Below are 20,729 nucleotides of genomic sequence, written 5' to 3' on the forward strand. Positions count from 1 at the left end.
ACCACTTTTCAGTCGCGCCCGATCTCATTAATCTATGCGATGGTGGGGTTCGTCCGCCAGTCCATCGCTTATACGTATTCGTGCTCAGAAAGAGCACTGCGCGCCCTCAGGCATATCCTGCCGTGCAATTCTGGCAATCTTGATCGACATCGGTGCTTCGCTATAGATTGAGAACGAGTTACCAAGCTGCTTTGCGCAATCTTCGGTGATGATCATTTCCCTCCAGCCCTTGCCAGCGCTGAGACGCAACTGGGCGGTCACATCAATCGCTGTATTGCCCACCGTCAAGGCCACCGTGCCTGCAGGTTGAGCCTCGAGATTATAGAGAATGCGGTAATCGCCGCTGCCATCGCCCTGTTGGGCAAAGGTCAGCTTTGCCTTCGGACCGAATGTGATGTCGCGCGCATCTTCCTGACGCTGATAATCGAAGCCGGCTGCAACAATGCCGCCCGCTTCACCGCGCAGATTTGCAAGTTCGATGCCTCCAGCGCTGGCCGTGATGCCGGACGCCAAGCGCCCCAGATCATACCATGTCGCTGATTTCGCTTCGTTCAGATAGCCGCATGTTTCGTCAATTTTTGCCATTGGCGCAGTGTCGCCGAGTGTGCGGCCGTAACCAACATTAAACAGCCCGCCTTCGCCGTTGAGCGGCGCGCCGCCGCAATCGGATGGCCAACTAAAGGACAGACGCCCAGTAGCCTCGCGCTTGCCATAAAGCACATCGGCGATACCTGCTCCTTCACTGCCCGGAAGCCATGAAGCGACAAACGCATCAGCGGCGTTGATCTCTCGGTTCATCCACATCGGACGTCCCGACAAGAACAGTGCAACGGCGGGAACACCGTCGGCCTCAAACTTGCGCAGGAGTTCAAGACCTTCTTCGTCCGAGAAGACCAGAGTCTTTTGGTCGCCGACAAACTCTGCGTAGGGTTCTTCACCAAATACCACTATCGCAACATCGGGTTTCACCGAATAGGATCCATCAGAAGAGAGCGTGGCATTGCCGCCAGTTTCTAGTGCCGCAGCTTCCAAACCCGCCCAGATCGATGTCGCATCCGGAAAATAGTCATTGGTCAGCTCATCGCCGCCTTGCCATGTCAGCGTCCAACCACCAGCAGCCTGCGCGATGCTGTCCGCGCCTTTGCCAGCCACCAGGATCAAAGCGCCATCTTTTATCGGGAGAACGCCGTTGTTTTTCAGGATCACTTGCGACTTGGCTACAGCTTCACGCGAAATGTCGCGATGGGCTTTCGCGCCGAGCAGAGAGTAATCGCCGGCATTCGGACGCTCCGAAGGCTTCGCTGCATTTGGGCCGATCAGGCCAGCATGCTGCTTCACTTTCAGCACCCGCATCACCGCTTCATCCAGACGCGCCATCGGGATCGTGCCATCCTGAACCTGCTTGATCAGATTGGTGTGCAAACCTTTCCAGTCGTCGGGAACCATGTAGATGTCCAGACCTGCGAGCAGCGCCTGCGGGCAATCGGCAGTGGTGCAACCCTTGATCTGACCGTGCGCATTCCAGTCACCGACCACGAGTCCCTCGAAACCTAGCTCGTCGCGCAGCACGCCCGTCAGCAGGGCTTTGTTGCCGTGCATTTTTGTGCCGTTGATCGAGTTGAAACTTGCCATGATCGTCTCGACACCGGCAGAGATTGTCGCCGGATAAGGCACAACGTGGATCGACTTCAGTTGATCGATATCGCCATTCACATCACCTTGGTCGACGCCCTGGTCAGTTCCGCCATCGCCGAAAAAGTGCTTGGCGGTCGCAACAACACGGCCTTTTCCAAGATAGTCTCCTGCACCCTTAGTACCTTGCAACCCTTCGACCAGAGCGGCACCCAATTCGGCGACCAGTTCTGGATTTTCGGAATAGCTTTCATAAGTCCGGCCCCAACGATCATCACGTGCCACCGCAACTGTGGGTGAGAAGTTCCAGTCGATCCCGGTTACTTCAATTTCAATCGCAGTCGCGGCACCAATCCGGCGTACCAGATCGGCATCACCAGCTGCACCAAGACCAATATTGTGCGGGAAGATCGTCGCCTGCTTAACATTGGTGTGACCGTGTACAGCATCGGTGCCCCACATCGTCGGGATGGCAGGCTCTCCCCCCGGAAGCGGCGCGGTTGATGCAGCCCACATTTCATCGGCCAGTTTCAGCCATTCGGATGCTGGCGCAAACTCGTCACCATAGGGGCCGCCATTACCACCATTGAGATAGCTGCCAAACCGATATTTGCGCATATCGTCGGCAGTGAAGGAATTGATTTGCGGCTGAATCAACTGAGCGACCTTGCGCTCGAGACTCATCGCAGCAAGGATTGCCTTGAGCTGCACTTCGCTGGCTTCAGTTGCAGGTTCTGCTGCAGCCGGTGTGGCGACAGCGCTCTGCACCCCGCCTTGATATTGGCTACAACCAGCCAATAGCGCTGCGCTGGCAACTGCTCCGAGAATACGCCGCATGATCGATCAACCCCACCCCTAAATGTGAACGTTCTCAATTGATACAGCCTGAGGGCTCAAATGCAAGCGTAGAAAATACGAAAAATGTCGCTAGCGTGTTAGCGTGCTTGACCAACGCGCCACAGCAGGAGTGAGGCCACCACAGCAAAGCATGCCAGTGCCGCAAGCAGCGCAGGGAAACCAAATAGAGGAACGAGGCTGAGCACCAGCCACGGCATAATCAGCGAGGGCGCGGTGTTGGTCAGATTGAAGAAACCCAGATCCCGCCCACGATTTTCTGGCTTGGGCAAAACGCGCAACGTCTGGCTGGTATGCAGCGACAGGAATACCGACGATGCGATGCCGAACACGGCATAGCTTGCGATCGCCGCAATCGGAGATGATGCGGTCGCCATCAAAATTAACCCGAGGCTGGAAACCGCGGCGCAGACCGATAAGGGCGTGATCGGCCGGTTGCGGCGATCTGCCCATTTGCCCGCGAGCAGCGCAATAGGAATGGCTGTAATGATAACTACCGACAGAATCTGCGCTGTGTCATCATCACCCAAACCCTGGTCGACCGAGCGGAACCAGAACAGAATATAAGCGAATAAAGCCGCCTCACATATCTGGATCAACAGGCGCGAGAGCCACATCCGGACCACAACTTTGCGTGATTTGCGCGGGTCGGCTGGCGCCGCTTCTGCCTGATCTGACGGTTGCTCCAACTCATGGAAACGTGCCGGTTTACCGAACAGCAAGACAGGCAGAATGCAGGCCGCGACCATGATCGCGATTAACCAGAGCCGATCTGAGAAGTCGGCCCAGCCGGGTATGGTGATTATTGCGCCCGACACTGCACCCAATGCTGGTGCAAAAGCGAGCAACCCGCCCAGAACCCCCTTCTGGTTGTCAGGTACTGCATCTCCAGCCCAGGCCGCGAGCGGGCTGAGCATCATATTAAGTGCGATCTGCCAAAGAATCACAAAGCCAATGAGCGCGGTAAGTGTTTCGACCAACGGAAAACTGATCAAAATCGCACTTGATGACACCAGTCCGCACCATACCCAGATACGCCGATTCCGGACCAAATCGCTCAGCCAACCGAACAGGATATTGGCGCCGCTTGCCAAAATTGCTCCAGCGAATGAAGCATAAGCCACCCAAATAACGTCAGTCGGACCGGCGAGTTCACTGATCCGCGATGGCATGACAATGGTCAGGAATGGAACATAGGCAATAGAACCGCCCGCTGCCGCCAGAGCATAAAGCAACAGAAACCGCGCGGTTTGCCCGGACTGGCGGTGCTCGTCTGTCACAGATGCCTAGCCGCGCGGAGGTGCGGCAGTCGATCCGCGCTCAACGAAACCAGCAGGTACAATGATTGGACCATCCGGTGTCCGATTACCGTTCTTCGCGGCAATGATCAGTTCAACAGCTCGCGACGTGGTCTCGGCAATCGGCTGATCCACTGCGGTCAGAGGTGGATCGGTTAATGCGACGATCGGTGTATTGTCGAAACTGACAACGGAAAGGTCGTCAGGAACAACCAGCCCTTTTTCGCGAGCAACCTCCAGGCAGGCCATGGCCATTTGGTCATTGCTTGCCAGAATAGCAGTTGGGCGATCAGTCTTGCCCAGCAATTGTTCTGCCGCAATCCGCCCTGACTCAAAACTGAAATCCCCGTTCGCAATAAGACCATCAATAGCCAGGCCAGCATTCCCCATCGCACACTGCCAGCCAGCCCTACGCCAACTGCTCAAAATATATTCGTCGGGTCCGGATATGAAGGCGACTTTCTCATGTCCTAAATCGATCAGATGCTGCGTGGCATCCTTGCCGGCCTGCTCATCGCCCATCGTCAGCGGAATACCCACCGCCCATCCGGCTGATCCGATGCGGGCGAAAGGAATATTATGCTTATCGAGCAGATTGACGATCAGCGGATTGTCCGAGTGCGGCGGAGTCAGGATAACCCCATCGGGCTGCAGCGCAGTGATCGCCGCGCTAAGTTCGCGCTCGACATGATCATTATGCGTATCGACCAGTTCGAACATCATCCGGTAGCCATACTCGGCGCATTTGAGCATTCCGCCGAGCAACATCTGGTCAACCCAGTCGCTACCCTGCCGCGCACGCCAATCGGCAATCGTCCGCTCACGATCGTTTAGCGCAAGGATCAGGTAAGAGCGCGACCCGCTCATCCGCTGCGCGGCCCGCGATGGAACATAACCGAGCTTGTCGATCGAAGCCTGCACCCGCTCTTGCATTTGCGGGCGGACATTAGGCTCCTTGTTGATAACACGACTAACCGTTTGCAAGGAAACCCCTGCATCAGCAGCTACATGTTTGATTGTGACGGCTTGTCGCCGACGTACCATTTTACTCGTCCTTAGACTTCAACTGATACACCCGAACGTGATCAATTTCCATGCGGGCTGGCAAGGCGTCATTGTCGATGCCTTTGCGGCCACCCCAGTCGCCACCAATTGCTATGTTCAGAAGCAAATGCATGTTTTTGTCAAATGGCCAGCGCGCATTACCGCTGCTTTTTTTCTCGAACAGAAACTTCGGCTGGTCGTCGAAACCGAACAGCAAAATCTTGGGCGTCCATAGCAATTGATAACGATGGAACTGGCCGCACACGCTGTCAGCCCTGAAACTAGCTGTGCGCTGGGTACCCCGCCCCCAATTGAACGCTTTGGTATGCACTGAATTGTGTATCACTCCAGGTTCGAAACCGACATGCTCCATGATATCGATCTCGCCGCCATTGGGCCATACGACATCGGGATCTTCGGGGAGCATCCAGATCGCCGGCCACGTTCCGCGACCGCAGGGCAGTTTCGCGCGAATTTCGTAGAAGCCATACGTCCAGGCAGCTTTGCCTTGGGTGAACAGCCGGGTGGAGGTGTATTCCTGCTCGCCCCAATCGGGAAATGCGCCCCGATCAAGCACTTCCTTGCGCGCTTCCAGAACCAGATTTCCGTTTTCAAGCCGCACATTCTCGGGTCGGGCACTGGCGTAATACTGCAATTCGTTATTGTACCAGCCGACCGTGTTGCGATGAGTATCATAACCCCACTTTTCGGGATCAGGCATCGACCCGGAATCGAACTCATCAGCAAACACCAGTTCGTAGCCTTGGGGCGGGCGATGCGGTTCGCGTGCTGGTGTATTGTGTTGTGGCGATCCGACCGCCGTGGTCTGTGCGGTTTGGCTCGCTTCAGCGTGAACCAACTGAGTTGCCGCTGCCGCCGCGGCAATGAAAGAGAACAAAGTCATGTCAGAACCTTATGGTTCAATATCCAGAAAGTAAAAGGGCGGCAGATTGCTCCGCCGCCCTCGCCCCTCCGCTAGAAGTTAACGCGCATCCGAGCACCGTATGTACGGGGCCGCGTGAAGAAGCGCGTATTGTCGAACTGCGTGATGATGATAGCAGATTCTTTCTGCTTGTTGGTGACGTTGTTGGCATAGACTTCAAAGCGGAACTTGCCGTCATCGCCGTGGCTGTAGCCAGCGCCTAGATCGAAGGTCCAGTACCCCTTGACCACGTCGTTAAGGCGCAGACGCGGATTGTTGGGCTGCTCATAATCTTCGGAGTTGAAGATCGTCTGGAAAGTGTCCGAACGATAGCCGGCGGAAATCACCCAGTCGATCGAACCGGACGAAACGTCGATGTTCTGCGAAAGCGAGGTGTTCAGTTGCCAGCGCGGCGTGCGAGGCAGACGTTTGCCCGCAATATTGCGGAACGGCACTGCCTCGACATCGGGCTGGAAACGACCGTCCGGAATTTCCTGACTGTCTTTGATCTTCGCTTCGAGCCACAGAAGGTTGAAGTCCCAATTGAGGTTCGCCGGCAGCTCAAGACCGCCTTCGACATTCAGGCCATAGATTTCCGAGTCTGCGGCATTGAAAGTGTACCCAACGATCAGCGCCAGCGACACATCGTCGCCAATGTCGACAACTTCGCCCTGCTCAAGCTCGAAATCTGCAATCGTCTCGACGGAAAGGAGGGCGCTGAAGGCTTGGTCCTGATAGTCATTGTAGAAAGCCGAGCCATTCAGCTTTGCCTTCACGTCGCCAATCCAAAACTCGTTCTTTGTGCCGAATTCGTAAAGAATGACGTTCTCGGTTTCGGTCGTCGGGAAGAAACCGTTGGATCCGAGATTGTCGTTAAACGTGCCCGATTTGTGACCGCTTGCAACCAGCGCGTAGACGAGGTTGTCAGGCGTGATGTCGTATTCGAGACGCAGGCGCCAATCGATAAAATCATCTTTGATCTCACCATCCTGAAGGAATATCTGATCACGGAACGGAACGGCATAGGTAAACTGCGACGTGTTGGCGAACCCGTCGCAGACCAAGCCATCAAAGCTGACAGTATCTAGACATTCGACTGCCCCTGGAACATCGTCGAAATGGCCCTCTAGTGGGCCAAAGTTCAGGATGTCGTCTAGATTGTCTCGAAGACCAAATTGACGGACGCCATTCAACTGGAAAGCGAAGATTTCTTCATTGCTGACATTACCATCGCCGTTAGTATCCGGATCAAAGATAGTGCGATCCCTGCCCGCAAACTCGAAACCTTCCGTTCCGTAACGAACACCCATACAGCAATTGAAGTTGCCATCACCTAGCGCAAGTCCATAGCGAGCCGCGACACCCCGACGGCTCTTCTGATCGTCGGTCCAGCGAAGACCGCCGGTGATACGAAAACGATCATTGATCTCGAACGTCGCGTCACCGTAGATCGACCAGCTTTCCGCGTTCACATCGGGATTGTTGAATTCGATTCCTTGGAAAAACAGTCCACGGTCGCCGGTCGAAGCGAGAAATGCGTACTGGTTCTCTTTGAAATACATACCCCCCAGCGACCAGATGAATGGTCCTTCGTTATTAAAGATGCGCAGCTCGTTATAGTAGCTCTCGGAGTCTGTGATGAACTGGAAACGCGAGAAATTATCGAGGTTTTCCTGCAGGATGATATCGTCGATTATTGTGTTCGGTTCCTCACCGCGCGAAGAAAGGTCTCCGATAACGCCTGGGTAGAAGGGGGTCAGAGGCGCGTTTGCGTCGTAGTTGTAAACAAGATCACGATAGCTGCTGGTGAACTCGACCGTGAACGGGTCGGCCTCATAGGTGATCGTTGCACGCAGGCCGTAATGCTTGGTGTCCAGAATAGGTGTGAAGGCATTGCCAATCACATCGCGCGGATCTTCGATTTCTTCTGGCAGAATTCCATTGCCGAGCGGGCCGGCATAGTTGGTGCCTGTGTACCCGGTGCCTTCTTCATGAATGTAGTCACCTGCAAGCAGGATCGAAAGGCGCTCGGTCGGTTCCCAAAGAAACTGCGCGCGGATGGCCTTGTTGTCTTCCTGCTCAGCAACATCGACATTCTGGATCGGGCCGACATTGTTGTAGTAGCTGTCGTGACCGAGATACATGCCGGAGACGCGGAACGCGGCGTTGTCACCCACCGGCACGTTGATCATGCCCCGGAATTCTTTGTGATCGTAATTGCCATAGCCGACTTCGAGATTGGCGTCCCAAACGCCGAGGCCCGGCTTCCATGAAATCGCGTTGACCGAACCTGCCAGAGCGTTCCGACCGCGCAGCGTACCTTGCGGGCCGACATTTACCTCGACGCGCTCGATATCGAAGAATGCCGAACCGATGCCCGATGGGCGCGGTACATATACACCGTCATAGTGGAACGCAGCCGCTGGATCGCCCAGTTCGGTGTTGTTCGAAGAGCCAACGCCGCGGATCCAGATTTCTACGTTGCCGCCGTTATTGGCGACAGTCAGGCCCGGCAGTTCGTCGTTGAAATCGGTGATGTCCTGAATTCCCCGCGCGCGCAGATCATCACCTTTGAAAACCGCTGCTGTACCGGCATAATCCTGCAGCGACTGTTCGCGGCGTTCTGCGGTAACGACAATGACATCTTCTGTCGCAGCGGGAGATTCCTCAGCTTCTGGCTCATCCGTGCTCTGCGCGTATGCTGGCGCGCCCATAACCATGACCATGGCAATTGAAGAAGCAGTACCAAACGCGATCTTACGCATGGCGATCTTACGGTTTTTATCAGAGTTTTGGTGTGACAAATTACCCTCCCAAGGATGTCGTTAGAATCGACTTAAATCGAATTTGACAGTTTAGTTACGTCAAATTGTGAGCGTTCACAAGCTAGAAAATGAACGTTCACAATTTGACGCTCTCAAGTGTTTATCAGAAGGATCTTTCTGATCGAGATACGGACATCGGCTTTCGAGCAACACGCTCTTAAATAACGTAAACGCCGTCCAATCGCAGCAAATTCAAAACTGCAAAGCCGAACTGTGGGCGGCGTTTTTTTGCGTCAAACTTATCCAGATCACCGATTAGTGAGTGCGGCTTCGGCTCCGACTGTTGCACGATAGCTACATCCACTGGGCGGGAGAACAAACACGCTAGCTGCGACCTGCCAGAACACCAACCTTTGCCTCTCCGCAAAACTGCGTTAGGTTGCAACAAGAAACGTTGTGACGATTGGTCGCGGTGGGAAAGGTGTGCAACAATGGTCACAATCAGCATCAACGGCAACGCTGAGGAGATCGACGTTGATCCCGCAATGCCGCTCCTGTGGGCGGTGCGCGAGCGGCTCGGCATGACTGGCACCAAATTCGGCTGCGGCATCGCGCAATGCGGTGCTTGCACTATGCATCTGGATGGTGAGCCGATCCGTAGCTGTTCAACCCCGATATCTGCCGCTGAGGGTAAAGAGGTGACGACCATCGAAGGCATCGCCGATCCCGATGGGACGCTGTCCAAAGTCCAGCAAGCCTGGATCAGCGAGCAAGTGCCGCAATGCGGATATTGCCAGTCCGGCCAGATCATGTCTGCCACCGCCCTGCTACGCGAAACACCGCGCCCGACCGATGAACAGATCAAAGCCTATATGAGCGGCAACATCTGCCGCTGCGGAATGTATGGCCGTATACGCAAGGCCATCAAAGTCGCTGCTGGCATAGAAACCACTACTCGCATGGACAGTGCCGAGGAGGTCTCGGCATGAACGAAACCACAGAAACCAAGCCTCAGCGCAGCAGAGCCGCCAAATGGACGCGGCGCGGCGTTATTGGCGCTGGTGTATTGGCTGGCGGCGCATTGGTTATCGGCGTCGCGGTCCGAACGGGAAATCCGGTTGGTAAACTCAAGCCGATAGTCGCGCCGGGCCAAGATGAAGCCTTGGTCAATAGCTGGGTCAAGATCAATGCTGACAATATTGTGACCGCAATCGTGCCGCATTGCGAAATGGGACAAGGTGCTAACTCGACCATCGCGCAAATGCTCGCTGACGAAATGGATGTAAGCTGGGACAATGTCAGGGTGATGGATGCCCCAGCGGATGGCAATTACGTGTCACAGCACGCTGCGCGGATGTTTGTCGGCCCCGGCACGCTGCCCGATAAACCCAATCAAGTCGGTTTCATGGAGCCAACTTATGACGGCCTGTTCACGCAAGTCGCAAAACTGGCAAGCGCCTATATCACGGGCGGCAGTTCATCCGTCCGGTCAACCGGCCAGAACGGGATGAGAATCGCAGGTGCTGCCGCGCGTGAAATGCTTATCGCCGCAGCGGCGAGTGAATGGGGCGTACCTACAGGTGAAATCGCGACTTCTGATGGGATGTTGACGCATGCGAGTTCCGGCAAGACGGCGACCTATGCGAGCCTCGCGGCGGCAGCCGCAGAGCAAGATTTGCCACGCGCGCCGCGCATCAAGACGGCAGACGAATACAAACTGATGGGCACAGCCGCGCCGCGCAAAGATATCCCTTCGAAAGTGGATGGCACCGCCATCTTCGGGGTTGATGGCGGTCCCGACGGTGAGGACCTCCGCTATGCGGCGGTCAAGGCTCCTCCCGTTGTCGGTTCAAGCGTTGCGTCAATGGACGCATCGAATGCGAAACGCATGGGCGGCGTTCTGCAAATCCTCAATATGGGGGATTTCGTTGCGGTTGTGGCGGACAGTTACTGGCAGGCGCAGCAGGCGCTCAACACTATCGAAACCACCTACACCAAAACCGAGATCGACCATCTCGACAGCGAGCAAATGTTCGCGAACTACACTGCCGCGCTTGACGAAGCCGGTGACAGTGGAGGCAAAAGCAAGGCAAATTACGGCGATGCAGCAGATGCTTTAATAAACGCTGCGAAGACGGTGGAAGCCGAATACCGGGTACCGTTCCTCGCCCACGCCACGATGGAACCGATGAACTGCACTGCTTGGGTGCGCGATGGCAAATGCGATATCTGGACGGGTACGCAAGTCCCGCTGATGTCGCGCGACGGTGCGGCAGAGGGTGCGGGCGTTAGTGCCGATGATGTCACCATGCACACCGTTTTCCTTGGCGGCGGTTTCGGACGCCGTCTGACTCCGGAATATGCCAATCAGGCAGCGCGCTTGGCAAAAGCCACAGGCTATCCAATCAAGATGATCTGGTCGCGCGAAGAAGACACCGCTCAGGACTTCTACCGGCCCGCCGATATTAGCCGCTTCTCCGGCGGTCTTGAGGAGAATGGCAAGCTGGTCAGTTGGAACAACATCCACTGTACCGATGACGAACCAGCCGAGGCACCGCTGGTGGAATTCTACGACATTCCGAATGTCGCCATTCGCGGCGCAGAGGTTGAGCCTCCACTGCGTCTTGGCGCTTGGCGTTCAGTCGCACACAGCCAGCATGGCTTCTTCGTAGAAAGCTTCGTCGATGAACTGGCGCATGAAGCCGGCAAAGACCCCGTCGAATTCCGCCGCGAACTGCTGGCGAATTCACCACGCCATTTGGCAGTGCTCAATGGAGCTGCAGAAATGGCCGACTGGGGCAGCGAATTGCCCGAAGGACACGGTCGCGGGATTGCAATCGCGCGCTCATTCGGCTCAATCGTTGCCGAAGTGGCTGAAGTCGACATGACCGACGACAAGCCGCGCGTCGTAAAAATGTATTGCTGCGTCGATGCAGGCTTCGCGATGAACCCTGATGGACTTACCGCGCAGATGGAAAGCGGCATTGTATATGGCCTGACCGCTGCACTCTATGACGAAATCACCATCAAGAACGGCGCAGTCGAGCAAAGCAACTTCCACGATTATCACATGATGCGGATGGATGATGCGCCCGAGATCGCAGTGCAAATCATCAACGGAGCGCCCGACAATCTCGGCGGCGCCGGCGAACCCGGACTTCCACCAGCAGCGGCAGCGGTGACCAACGCAATTTTTGCAGCAAACGGGCAACGCATCCGCGAGTTGCCTATCGCCAAACACTTTGCTTGATCGAGTGGGATACCGACGATGAAACGTTTAGCTCTAATCACGATAATCGCTACGCTCGGGCTCTCTGCTTGCAGTTCTGAATCCCCGGAACCTGTCGAACAAATCATAGTTCGCACACCAGGTGAAACTGTTCCTGCGGTTGAAACCTCAGATGGTGATGACCTCGTAACAACAGGCCGCAAAGCATTCGCCGCGTGTGTGGCGTGCCACGCAGTCGAGCAAGGCGAACCTTCAGGAGCCGGACCGAACTTGTTTGGTATCGTTGGCCGCCAAGCCGGGACACTCGCTGACTTTGCCTACTCAGATGCAATGACCGGTGCGGACTTCACTTGGAACGCAGAACAGCTCGAAGCCTTTTTGGCCAATCCCGCTGAGAAAGTCCCCGGAACCACGATGGTTACGGGCGCGGTAACCGATCCCGAGAGACGCAGCGCGATTGCCGCTTATCTCGTCTCGCTCACCGAATAAGGATGCAGCGCGTTGGATAACCGGCGCGTATTTGCGTTTCTGAGCAATCGACTGGCGTCTGGTCAAGCGGCAGTTCTGGTTACCGTGATCGCCGTCGAGGGTTCGTCGATGCGCGGCCCCGGCACGCATATGGGCGTGTCCGAAGATGGCACCTTTATCGGCTCGCTCTCTGGCGGTTGTATCGAAAATGCTGTCGTCGCCGAAGCGCTTGAGGCTCTTGGCGAGGCAAGAGCCCGGACGGTCCGCTTCGGTGCAGGATCGCGTTATATTGACATCAAACTGCCATGCGGAGGCGGGCTGGATATCCATTTCCTACCTCTCGAAGACACCAATCTGGTAGCTAGGTGCTTGACGGCAATTGATGCTCGAAAACCGTTCTCACTAAGGTTTGATCTCGACTCAAATGAAGCGAGTTTCTCGACCAAATGGCGCGCAACAGAACATCGCGCAGAGGAACGCGTCTCTTACATCGGCCACCAACCCGAGCCCAAGCTGACGATCATCGGGCATGGCGCAACGGTCTTATCGCTCGCCAAACTTGCGCGACAGATGGACCTGACCGTTGAAGTATTCTCACCAGATGAAGAATTGCTCGAAAGCCTCGATGATAACGAAGCGACGACAATGCGATTGGCCACACCAGCCGATACTATGCCGATAACAGCCGACCCATGGACTGCATTCATTTTCCTGTTCCATGATCACGATTGGGAAATCGCTTTGATGGCACATGCAATGCAGCAGCCGCATTTCTATCTTGGCGCGATGGGAGGGCGCAAGGCGCATGCATTCCGGATCAAAGCACTTCGAGAGCTGGGGCGTAGTGATCAGGCGATTGATGCAATTCACGCGCCCATAGGTCTCTTCCACTCATCCCGCGATCCAGATACGCTAGCACTATCGACGCTGGGCCAAGTGATTGAAGCGTATCACCGGCAAGACTTCAAAAATGCCGAGGGCTAGCAATCCGAATATCTGCCTCGCCATATTGGCCGCTGGTCAATCACGGCGGTTCGGGGAAGCAGACAAGCTGGTCCAACTGCTCAATGGCCGGATGCTGGGTGTACATGTAGCTGCCACGCTTGCTTCCTTGAACGTAACAAGCCGGATGGTAATCACATCCGCAGGCGATCATCCTTGCGCTGATGAGTGGTCGTCTTTTGGCTATGGCGTGGCTGTGAATAAGAATGCCTCTCAAGGTCTCGGGACATCCGTTGCAATGGCGGCACACGTCGCAATGGACTTTTCAGCCGATGCGTTACTGGTCTGCCTCGCCGATATGCCATTCGTTCCGGTAGATCACTTCGAGCGCCTGATCGATACCTTCCAATCAAATGATGGTGCTGCGATCATTGCATCTTACGGAGGTACAACTGTTTCGCCGCCTGCGCTGTTTGATAAAACGCTCTTTGCAAAGCTCGCTGAGTTCGATGGGAACACGGGAGCGAGAAATATGCTGTCATCCGCGACAAGAGTCTTGATCAATCCTGACCTTCTCGCAGATATCGATACGCCCGAGCAACTCCGCAAGGCCAACGCCGGAGCTGGCTTCCGTAGCGATTAACTGTAACGCGCTTCTACTTTCGCACCCTGCTCGCCGGCAGCGACGATCTCCGCACATTCGCCGAGGTCAGCAATATAATCGTCAATCACTTCGGCATGTTTGGGTGAAAGCATCAGATGAAGACTCGGCGGCTGTGTCGTGATCGAAGTGAACCAACCTTTGCGGTACATCTCGCTGTAGATCGCGAAATTGTCATGCCCGGGATGGCGGAACGCGATCAGACCCAGCACCGGATTACCGAGCACTTCAAAACCCAGCGCCTTAATGCCTGCTTCAGCACGCTCACGCGCTGTGCAAACCAACCCTTGCTTTTCGCGATAGCCCTCAACGCCCAGCACATTCATTACCGCCCATGCTGCTGAAATCGCTCCGCCGGGCCGTGTGCCCGCCAATGTCGGGGTCAGCATCGGTGCACCGCTCCATTCGCGCATGTTGAATGGCATATGCCTGTATAGTTCCTCTGAGCGAAACAGCACAGTCGATGCCCCTTTCGCAGCGTAGCCGTATTTGTGCAGATCTGCGCTGATCGAGTGCACCGCAGTTACTTCGAAATCAAATGGCGGCACCGATACACCATTCATTCGCGCGAACGGTGCAAAGTAACCGCCGACACACGCATCGGTATGGAGCCACACATCCTTGGAAGCAGCGACTTCCCCCAGATCTTCGATCGGATCAATAACTCCATGCGGGAAATTGGGTGCAGAGCCGACCATCATGATCGTTTGCGTATCGCAGGCATCGCCCATCGCCGCTGGATCAGCCTCGTAGCTACCATCCTCCTTTAGCGCGATCCGGCGCACTTCAATATCCATCAAATGCGCTGCCTTATCGAACGCCGGATGCGCAGATTGTGGAAGCACAATATTCGCAGTGCCCGAGAGCGATTTTGTAGCCCGCGCATAATCACGCGCCGTCTTGATCGCCATGGTAATGCTGTCGGTACCGCCCGAAGTCATTGCCCCTGTCGCACCTTCCGGACCGTGGAGAATCGATAAAGCCATCTCGATCACCTCCCGCTCCATCTGCGCGAGTGAAGGAAATGCAATCGGCCCTAAACCGTTTTCAGACATGTAAAGCGAATATGCGTGGTGCTGGACTTCGGCGACTTCGGGTCCAGCGTTGAACACATAAACCGCAGTCTTCCCATCGCGCCACTTGGCATCGCCCAACCCGCGCTCGATCAGGATTTCCCTTACGTCTTCCCAGCTTTTGCCAGTTGATGGCATTTTCATGCGAAACTCTCCCTCGGCGGACTTGCTCATTCACTGCACAGTCTCGTCCATCAAGCTAGTGCAAATGGACCACGCTGCATATCGGATCAGCCCTCTTTTTTCTTCCTGACAGACGTGTAAGTAGCGTTTCAAACGCCTTAGGAGAGCCCCGTTATGAATCTGGATTTCAGCCCCGAAGAGACTGCATTTCGCAACGAAGTGCGCACTTTCATCGAAGACAACTATCCCAAGAATGTCTCTGCGGAAGGCTTGCGAGATGATTTGTCGCCAGAAGATATGGTCGCATGGCATAAAGTGTTGGGCGAAAAGGGTTGGTCAGTACCGGCATGGCCTCCCGAATATGGCGGCACTGGCTGGACACCGACGCAGCGCTATATCTGGTCTGAGGAAAACGCCCGAGTGAATGCGATTATGCCGCTCCCGTTTGGCGTGTCGATGGTCGGCCCGGTGATCTATACATTCGGTAACGAGGCGCAGAAACAACAACACTTGCCCGGCATTCGCAGCGGCGATGTGTGGTGGTGTCAGGGCTATAGCGAACCTGGTGCTGGTTCCGACCTCGCCTCACTGAAAACAACCGCAGTGCGCGACGGCGATCACTATGTGATCAACGGCCAGAAGACCTGGACCACTTTGGCACAGCATGCCGATTGGGGTTTCTTCCTGTGCCGTACCGATCCCGATGCTGCCAAGCCGCAAGAGGGCATCAGCTTCATCCTGGTCGACATGAAGTCACCGGGCATCGAAGTCCGCCCGATCAAGCTGATTGATGGCGGTTACGAGGTCAACGAGACTTGGCTGACCGATGTCCGAGTGCCGGTTGAAAATCTGGTGGGCGAGGAGAACAAGGGCTGGACCTATGCCAAGTTCCTGCTTGCTCACGAACGCTCCGGTATTGCAGGTGTTGCGCGGTCTAAGCGCGCGGTCGAGCAGCTCCGCGAAATTGCGGACAAGGAATTGCTTGATGGCAAGCCGTTGATGCAGGATTTCGACTTCGCTCGCAAAGTCAGCCAGCTTGATATCGATCTGGCAGCGCTGGAAATCACAGAGCTGCGCACGCTGGCTGGTGAAGAGGCCGGGCGCGGCCCCGGACCCGAAAGCTCAATCCTGAAGATCAAGGGAACCGAGATTCAACAACGCTTGACCGAGCTAACACTGGAAGCTGTTGGCCATTACGGCACCCCATATTATCGCGACCTGTCCGATACCGGATCAAACGAATATCCGATTGGGCCAGACTATGCGCAGCACGCAGCAGCATCCTATTTCAATATGCGCAAAACATCGATTTATGGCGGCTCCAACGAGATCCAACGCAATATCATCAGCAAGATGATTTTGGGCCTGTAAGCACCGCACCGGAGAGACAATAATGGATTTTAACTTCACCGAAGAACAAACGATGGTGCGCGATGGCCTGACACGGCTGGTGCGTGAAAGTTACGACTTTGACACCCGCCGCAGCGTGATCGAAAGCGATAGTGGTTGGCGCCCTGAATTATGGGCACAGATCGCGGAGATGGGCCTGCTGGGCATGCCCTTCTCCGAGGAGGACGGCGGCTTTGGCGGCGGTGCGATCGATTCGCTCGTTGTTATGGAAGTATTCGGTCGCGGCTTGGTTGTCGAGCCTTACGTGCCGACGGTGGTTTGCGCAGGCGGTTTCTTCAAACATGCGGGTTCTGCAGAGCAGAAAGAAGAGCATATTGGCGGCATCGTTGATGGCAGCCGCGTCTACGCCTTTGCCTATGCCGAACCCCGCGGTCGCTATGACCTCGCCGATCTCGAGACAACCGCGAAGAAGGATGGCGACGGATATGTGCTGAATGGCCACAAAGCCGTGGTAATTGCAGCGCCCTGGGCTTCGCATCTGATCGTCACTGCGCGGACATCAGGCGAGCGGCGCGACCATGACGGCATCTCGGTATTTGTCGTCGACAAGAATGCGGACGGTGTCGTGACTCGCGACTATCCAACGGTCGATGGCCGCCGCGCGTCTGATATTTATTTCGAGAACGTATCGGTTGGCGCGGATGCTTTGATCGGCGAAGATGGCAAGGCGCTGCCCTTGATCGAATTGGTCGTCGATGAAGCGATTGCGGCCCAATGCGCCGAAGCTTGCGGAGCCATGAAAAGCGCGCAGGAAATGACTGTCGAATATTCGCGTCAGCGCAAGCAATTTGGAACGCCCATTGGCAAATTCCAAGTGCTGCAACACCGCATGGTCGACATGTTCGTCGAATATGAGCAATCGGTATCGATGGCCTATCTCGCGACGCTGAAGCTTGGCGAGTCAGATAAAGAGCGGAAGAGTGCTGTGTCAGCAGCCAAGGTCCGTATCGGTCAGGCTGCACATCATATCGGCCAGGAAGCCATCCAGATCCATGGCGGCATGGGCATGACCGACGAACTGGCGATTGGTCATTATTTCAAACGCCTGACAATCTTCGATGCCGAATTTGGCAATGTCGATCATCACATGAAACGCCACATCGCTCTCGCAAGCGATTAAAAGAACAGCCAGGTGGGTTTAGTCCCCGCCGCACGCGGTGCATTTGATCAACTGTCGGGCGAAATTCGCCCGACAGTGCGCACGGTCATGACCGAATGCAATCGTCTCATTTGCAAAGCGGTGCTGGATTTCATGACTTAAAACACGTTGGTAGCATATGGGCGATGCGTTGGGTGTGCGCAGTGATGGCGAGGCAAATCCAGCAGCTCTGCCAAGTGACGACTTCGGTCTGTGGGTCGGCGCGGATGTATCGTTGACGGCAGTACCATCGGCCTTGCTGGCCGCTACGTGGAAACGGTATTGATCTGGATCAGCGTGCTGGCTCCACTACCAGCAATCTCGGTTCCGGAATGTTCGAGACTTTCAATGTGTGGCGCATCTTTGAGCGGACCTCGGCGAAGTGACCCTTGGCGTTGGCGGTTGGTCGGAATTTGGCGAAGCGGCCGCGATCCACTCAGCCGCGTTCAACGCGTTCATCGACACGCTCTCTGCAAACTACGATTGATCGGCCTCCACTATAGCTGGTGCAAAGCAATCGAGAGATGCCGGGTTCGTTCAGGTGGAGTGTTTATTGAAGATAGCCGATAACAGTTCGATCAGCGTATCCTTTGACAAGATATTCGGCGATGCGTCGCAAGACGATTCGTAGCGGCGCGGATTGCCATCGGGTTCTGATCGGCACCGCCCATAGCGCGAGTGCACTGCTTCTCGCGCAAATTAGCTCGAAACAAGGCCGCGTCATCGCTGTTAGCGGTGGCGGGGCTCAACCATTTCCGTTCACCGTTTGAAACTGATTATACCAATTTTGGTCCGGCAATAATTCTGCAGCCGCAGGATTTGTAAGACCACGTCAGGAACAGTTCTTCATCTTTTCTTCCATTGGTTTCACACGGTACCGCAGCGATGTGAAGGGAAGCTGGTATTGCTCTGCATATTGGCGGTAAAGCGCAGTGGACTGACGCATCAGTTCGCATGACTTCCCAATCTGGTTGTTGGCCCAATACGCTTCTGAAGCCTCTTGCAGCCGGTGGGCGAAATTCAGTGACGGCTTGGCCTGGGCACCGCTCGGTTTTTCGCTTGATCGCGCGAGGCGCAAGCCTTCTTCTACATAGTCCTCCGCCTGGTTCCGCTGGCTTTTTTGCGCGGCGGCATAGGCTCTGGCAATGCTGATAACCGCCAGACGACGCTGAAGATCGTTGTCCGCCGGATCGGTGCGATAAGCCGAAAGCGCCTCTAAATATATAGGAGCGATAACTTGATCCGCTTCTGTTGGTCGGCCCATCCGTAAAAGTGTTCGGGCCAAATTTGTCGCTATTGTTGCTTCAAGCCGGTGATCCGCTGGCAAGTTTGTCTCATTGGCCAGTTGGCGCTGGTTCCGCAGAGCTTGTGAGAATAACTCGATACTCGCCCCATCACCATCGAACACAATTTGATATCCGGCGCGAAGATTGAGTAGATCATTGAATGCCCTGCGTACGGCAGGATCCTCTCGGTATTCACTTGGGGCAGACTTGATTAGCAACAAACCTTCCTCAATTGCCTCATGGCCCTCTTTAAGTTTGCCCAAACAGCAGCCTAGGACGCCACCCAATTCACGACTGACCATTCCCAGCTCGGCAATCACTGCCGGAGACGGATTTTCGATCCTGAGCAAGAGATCACGCGCATACTCTCCATGCTCACGGGACTGCTCAAAATTTACATAGGCTAGCGACTTATCTCGGGTAAGGCTGACATGTGTCCGCGCGAGAGCCAAGCGAACTTCATCATTTGGATACTCTGCGTATAGTTTTTCCAAAATGTCCGCTGATCGTTCGTACAGCGCCAGTCCTTCGGTCATCTCGCCAAGATTGCCAGTCCCCACGGTGCCAGTCGCAGCGGCGAGGCGGAAGAAGCCTCGCCCTGCAGCAAGCCGAGACTCATACGAGGCGTCGGGATCAGCGGCGAGTGCCTCGAGATGGCTTTGGGCGTTCTGCGCCAGCATAAGCCGGGCCCGAGAGTTGCCGGGCCGGTTGCTGACCTCGTCAAAAACATCAAACATCATGGTGCCTGCGAGCGCTCGTGTATCCGCCAGACTTGCTTCCGCCTCGGCGCGGGCGCGCTCGGTCTCGCGGTAGGCCTGAGTCACAATAATGAGTGTCATTAAGATCGCAGCGGCCACAATTGTCCCTGCTGCTGCTGCAAGCCTCTGTCGTTGAGCAAATTTCTTGAACAGATATGTCGGCCCGGCTCGCATCGCGGTTACGGGTTTGAAGCCGCGATAGTTCTGGATATCCTCGTATAGAGCCGAGACTGACGGGTAGCGGTTTTCCACATCCTGCGACGCTGCTTTGCTCGCAATCGCTGTCAGTTCGGCTGGGGCACCACCGCCGATCAGCAAACCCAAAAGCTTACCCAAACCGTACACGTCGGACAGCGTTGTCGCCTCTCCGCTATCTTTCTGCTCAGGCGGAGCAAAACCGGGGGTCCAAGCCGATCCAGTCGACAATGTCTCCGGCCGATCATTGGGACGCGCAATCCCGAAATCGATCAGCTTCACAGTATCGGCATCAGCGACCAGGATATTGGGAGGAGTGAGGTCACGGTGAACAACCAACCGCTGATGCGCCGTCTCAACCGCATTGCAAATCTGCTCGAAAATCGCAATCCGGTTTTCAAGCGGCGGGTTAACATGTTTAAGCCAGCGATCCAGCGGCGGCCCATCTATGTATTCCATCACGAAATAGGGTACGCCATCTTCGGTCTCGCCGCCGTCAAACAAACGCGCAATATTCGGATGGTTGAGATCAGCGAGAATCTGTCGTTCGCGCCGGAAGCGTTCGATCAAATCTTTGGTAATCAGCCGCCGTTTGATAAGCTTGATAGCGACGACCAGATCAAAATCGTCAGTCGCGCGCTCGGCGAGGTAGACATTGCCCATACCGCCGCGACCGATAAGTCGCAGCACGCGGTATCCGCCTATCCGATCCGGATATTCATCTTCATCGTCGCAAGCACTTGCCCCGCCGGTCATCAGTCCACCACCAGACATTCCGGCGTCAAGCAAAGCGATTGCGCGCGCTTTCGCTGGATCGCTTAGCTTTTCGTGTTTGAGAACGAAACTGCTGCGCGCATCTGAAGGATGTTCTAAAGCATCTTCAACAGCCGCAAGCGCCTCCCGCTCGATCTCCGCGTGTTTGCGCTCCAT

General features: G+C 55.6%; 15 protein-coding genes. 8 read left to right on the forward strand and 7 right to left on the reverse strand.

The genetic code is table 11. The features are described 5' to 3' along the window. Window positions 1–84 precede the first annotated feature (84 nt). The 5 genes from GRI35_RS00200 to GRI35_RS00220 form a co-directional block, all read right to left on the reverse strand. The gene (locus GRI35_RS00200; protein ID WP_160612157.1) at window positions 85–2,469 is read right to left on the reverse strand and encodes a glycoside hydrolase family 3 protein; all 2,385 of its coding nucleotides are present in this window, start codon (window positions 2,467–2,469) and stop codon (window positions 85–87) included. Window positions 2,470–2,567: 98 nt separating this feature from the next. Continuing rightward, window positions 2,568–3,767, reverse strand: coding sequence for an MFS transporter (locus tag GRI35_RS00205; protein ID WP_160612158.1), 1,200 nt, complete (start codon window positions 3,765–3,767; stop codon window positions 2,568–2,570). 6 nt (window positions 3,768–3,773) lie between these two features. Then, window positions 3,774–4,829, reverse strand: coding sequence for a LacI family DNA-binding transcriptional regulator (locus GRI35_RS00210; RefSeq protein WP_160612159.1), 1,056 nt, complete (start codon window positions 4,827–4,829; stop codon window positions 3,774–3,776). Window position 4,830: 1 nt separating this feature from the next. Continuing rightward, a complete protein-coding gene (locus tag GRI35_RS00215; RefSeq protein WP_160612160.1) occupies window positions 4,831–5,733 on the reverse strand; it encodes a glycoside hydrolase family 16 protein in 903 nt (300 codons plus the stop codon). A gap of 71 nt (window positions 5,734–5,804) precedes the next feature. Beyond that, window positions 5,805–8,516: a TonB-dependent receptor gene (locus tag GRI35_RS00220; RefSeq protein WP_160612161.1), complete on the reverse strand. Its 2,712-nt coding sequence runs from the start codon at window positions 8,514–8,516 to the stop codon at window positions 5,805–5,807. 491 nt (window positions 8,517–9,007) lie between these two features. Here GRI35_RS00220 and GRI35_RS00225 point away from each other — a divergent pair, with 491 nt between their 5' ends. Genes GRI35_RS00225 through GRI35_RS00245 form a run of 5 tightly spaced genes read left to right on the forward strand, consistent with a single transcriptional unit; the run spans window position 9,008 to window position 13,798 of the window. Then, window positions 9,008–9,505, forward strand: a complete 498-nt coding sequence (locus GRI35_RS00225) for a (2Fe-2S)-binding protein (protein WP_160612162.1) — start codon at window positions 9,008–9,010, stop codon at window positions 9,503–9,505. Then, the gene (locus GRI35_RS00230) at window positions 9,502–11,766 is read left to right on the forward strand and encodes a xanthine dehydrogenase family protein molybdopterin-binding subunit (protein ID WP_160612163.1); all 2,265 of its coding nucleotides are present in this window, start codon (window positions 9,502–9,504) and stop codon (window positions 11,764–11,766) included. Before GRI35_RS00225 ends, GRI35_RS00230 begins: the two co-directional genes overlap by 4 nt. Window positions 11,767–11,784: 18 nt before the next feature. After that, the gene (locus GRI35_RS00235) at window positions 11,785–12,234 is read left to right on the forward strand and encodes a c-type cytochrome (protein WP_160612164.1); all 450 of its coding nucleotides are present in this window, start codon (window positions 11,785–11,787) and stop codon (window positions 12,232–12,234) included. Window positions 12,235–12,246: 12 nt separating this feature from the next. Beyond that, window positions 12,247–13,197 (forward strand): XdhC family protein, encoded by a 951-nt coding sequence (locus GRI35_RS00240; RefSeq protein ID WP_160612165.1) that lies wholly within the window; start codon window positions 12,247–12,249, stop codon window positions 13,195–13,197. Beyond that, window positions 13,184–13,798: a nucleotidyltransferase family protein gene (locus GRI35_RS00245; protein ID WP_160612166.1), complete on the forward strand. Its 615-nt coding sequence runs from the start codon at window positions 13,184–13,186 to the stop codon at window positions 13,796–13,798. Before GRI35_RS00240 ends, GRI35_RS00245 begins: the two co-directional genes overlap by 14 nt. Here GRI35_RS00245 and GRI35_RS00250 read toward each other — a convergent pair. After that, a complete protein-coding gene (locus GRI35_RS00250) occupies window positions 13,795–15,063 on the reverse strand; it encodes a pyridoxal phosphate-dependent decarboxylase family protein (protein WP_235900078.1) in 1,269 nt (422 codons plus the stop codon). The genes GRI35_RS00245 and GRI35_RS00250 overlap by 4 nt on opposite strands. 123 nt (window positions 15,064–15,186) lie before the next feature. On the opposite strand from GRI35_RS00250, the gene GRI35_RS00255 reads away from it, so the two are divergent. The 3 genes from GRI35_RS00255 (at window position 15,187) to GRI35_RS00265 (ending at window position 17,846) form a co-directional block, all read left to right on the forward strand. Continuing rightward, on the forward strand, window positions 15,187–16,383 hold the full coding sequence (locus GRI35_RS00255; protein ID WP_160612167.1) for an acyl-CoA dehydrogenase family protein: 1,197 nt from the start codon (window positions 15,187–15,189) through the stop codon (window positions 16,381–16,383). Window positions 16,384–16,405: 22 nt separating this feature from the next. Then, entirely contained in the window at window positions 16,406–17,542 is a 1,137-nt protein-coding gene (locus tag GRI35_RS00260; protein ID WP_160612168.1) for an acyl-CoA dehydrogenase family protein, read from the forward strand. A gap of 157 nt (window positions 17,543–17,699) precedes the next feature. Then, a complete protein-coding gene (locus GRI35_RS00265) occupies window positions 17,700–17,846 on the forward strand; it encodes a hypothetical protein (RefSeq protein WP_160612169.1) in 147 nt (48 codons plus the stop codon). 546 nt (window positions 17,847–18,392) lie between these two features. Here GRI35_RS00265 and GRI35_RS00270 read toward each other — a convergent pair. After that, entirely contained in the window at window positions 18,393–20,729 is a 2,337-nt protein-coding gene (locus GRI35_RS00270; protein ID WP_160612170.1) for a serine/threonine-protein kinase, read from the reverse strand.

It is taken from the genome of Pontixanthobacter aestiaquae (assembly GCF_009827455.1).
Lineage (GTDB): Bacteria > Pseudomonadota > Alphaproteobacteria > Sphingomonadales > Sphingomonadaceae > Pontixanthobacter > Pontixanthobacter aestiaquae.

What these genes read in the sequence shown, in the direction of transcription:
- GRI35_RS00200 (WP_160612157.1), bottom strand. Translation starts at nt 2,469, where the DNA reads ATGCGGCGTATTCTCGGAGCAGTTGCCAGCGCAGCGCTATTGGCTGGT.
- GRI35_RS00210 (WP_160612159.1), bottom strand. Translation starts at nt 4,829, where the DNA reads ATGGTACGTCGGCGACAAGCCGTCACAATCAAACATGTAGCTGCTGAT.
- GRI35_RS00215 (WP_160612160.1), bottom strand. Translation starts at nt 5,733, where the DNA reads ATGACTTTGTTCTCTTTCATTGCCGCGGCGGCAGCGGCAACTCAGTTG.
- GRI35_RS00220 (WP_160612161.1), bottom strand. Translation starts at nt 8,516, where the DNA reads ATGCGTAAGATCGCGTTTGGTACTGCTTCTTCAATTGCCATGGTCATG.
- GRI35_RS00225 (WP_160612162.1), top strand. Translation starts at nt 9,008, where the DNA reads ATGGTCACAATCAGCATCAACGGCAACGCTGAGGAGATCGACGTTGAT.
- GRI35_RS00230 (WP_160612163.1), top strand. Translation starts at nt 9,502, where the DNA reads ATGAACGAAACCACAGAAACCAAGCCTCAGCGCAGCAGAGCCGCCAAA.
- GRI35_RS00235 (WP_160612164.1), top strand. Translation starts at nt 11,785, where the DNA reads ATGAAACGTTTAGCTCTAATCACGATAATCGCTACGCTCGGGCTCTCT.
- GRI35_RS00245 (WP_160612166.1), top strand. Translation starts at nt 13,184, where the DNA reads ATGCCGAGGGCTAGCAATCCGAATATCTGCCTCGCCATATTGGCCGCT.
- GRI35_RS00250 (WP_235900078.1), bottom strand. Translation starts at nt 15,063, where the DNA reads ATGAGCAAGTCCGCCGAGGGAGAGTTTCGCATGAAAATGCCATCAACT.
- GRI35_RS00255 (WP_160612167.1), top strand. Translation starts at nt 15,187, where the DNA reads ATGAATCTGGATTTCAGCCCCGAAGAGACTGCATTTCGCAACGAAGTG.
- GRI35_RS00260 (WP_160612168.1), top strand. Translation starts at nt 16,406, where the DNA reads ATGGATTTTAACTTCACCGAAGAACAAACGATGGTGCGCGATGGCCTG.
- GRI35_RS00265 (WP_160612169.1), top strand. Translation starts at nt 17,700, where the DNA reads ATGGGCGATGCGTTGGGTGTGCGCAGTGATGGCGAGGCAAATCCAGCA.
- GRI35_RS00270 (WP_160612170.1), bottom strand. Translation starts at nt 20,729, where the DNA reads ATGGAGCGCAAACACGCGGAGATCGAGCGGGAGGCGCTTGCGGCTGTT.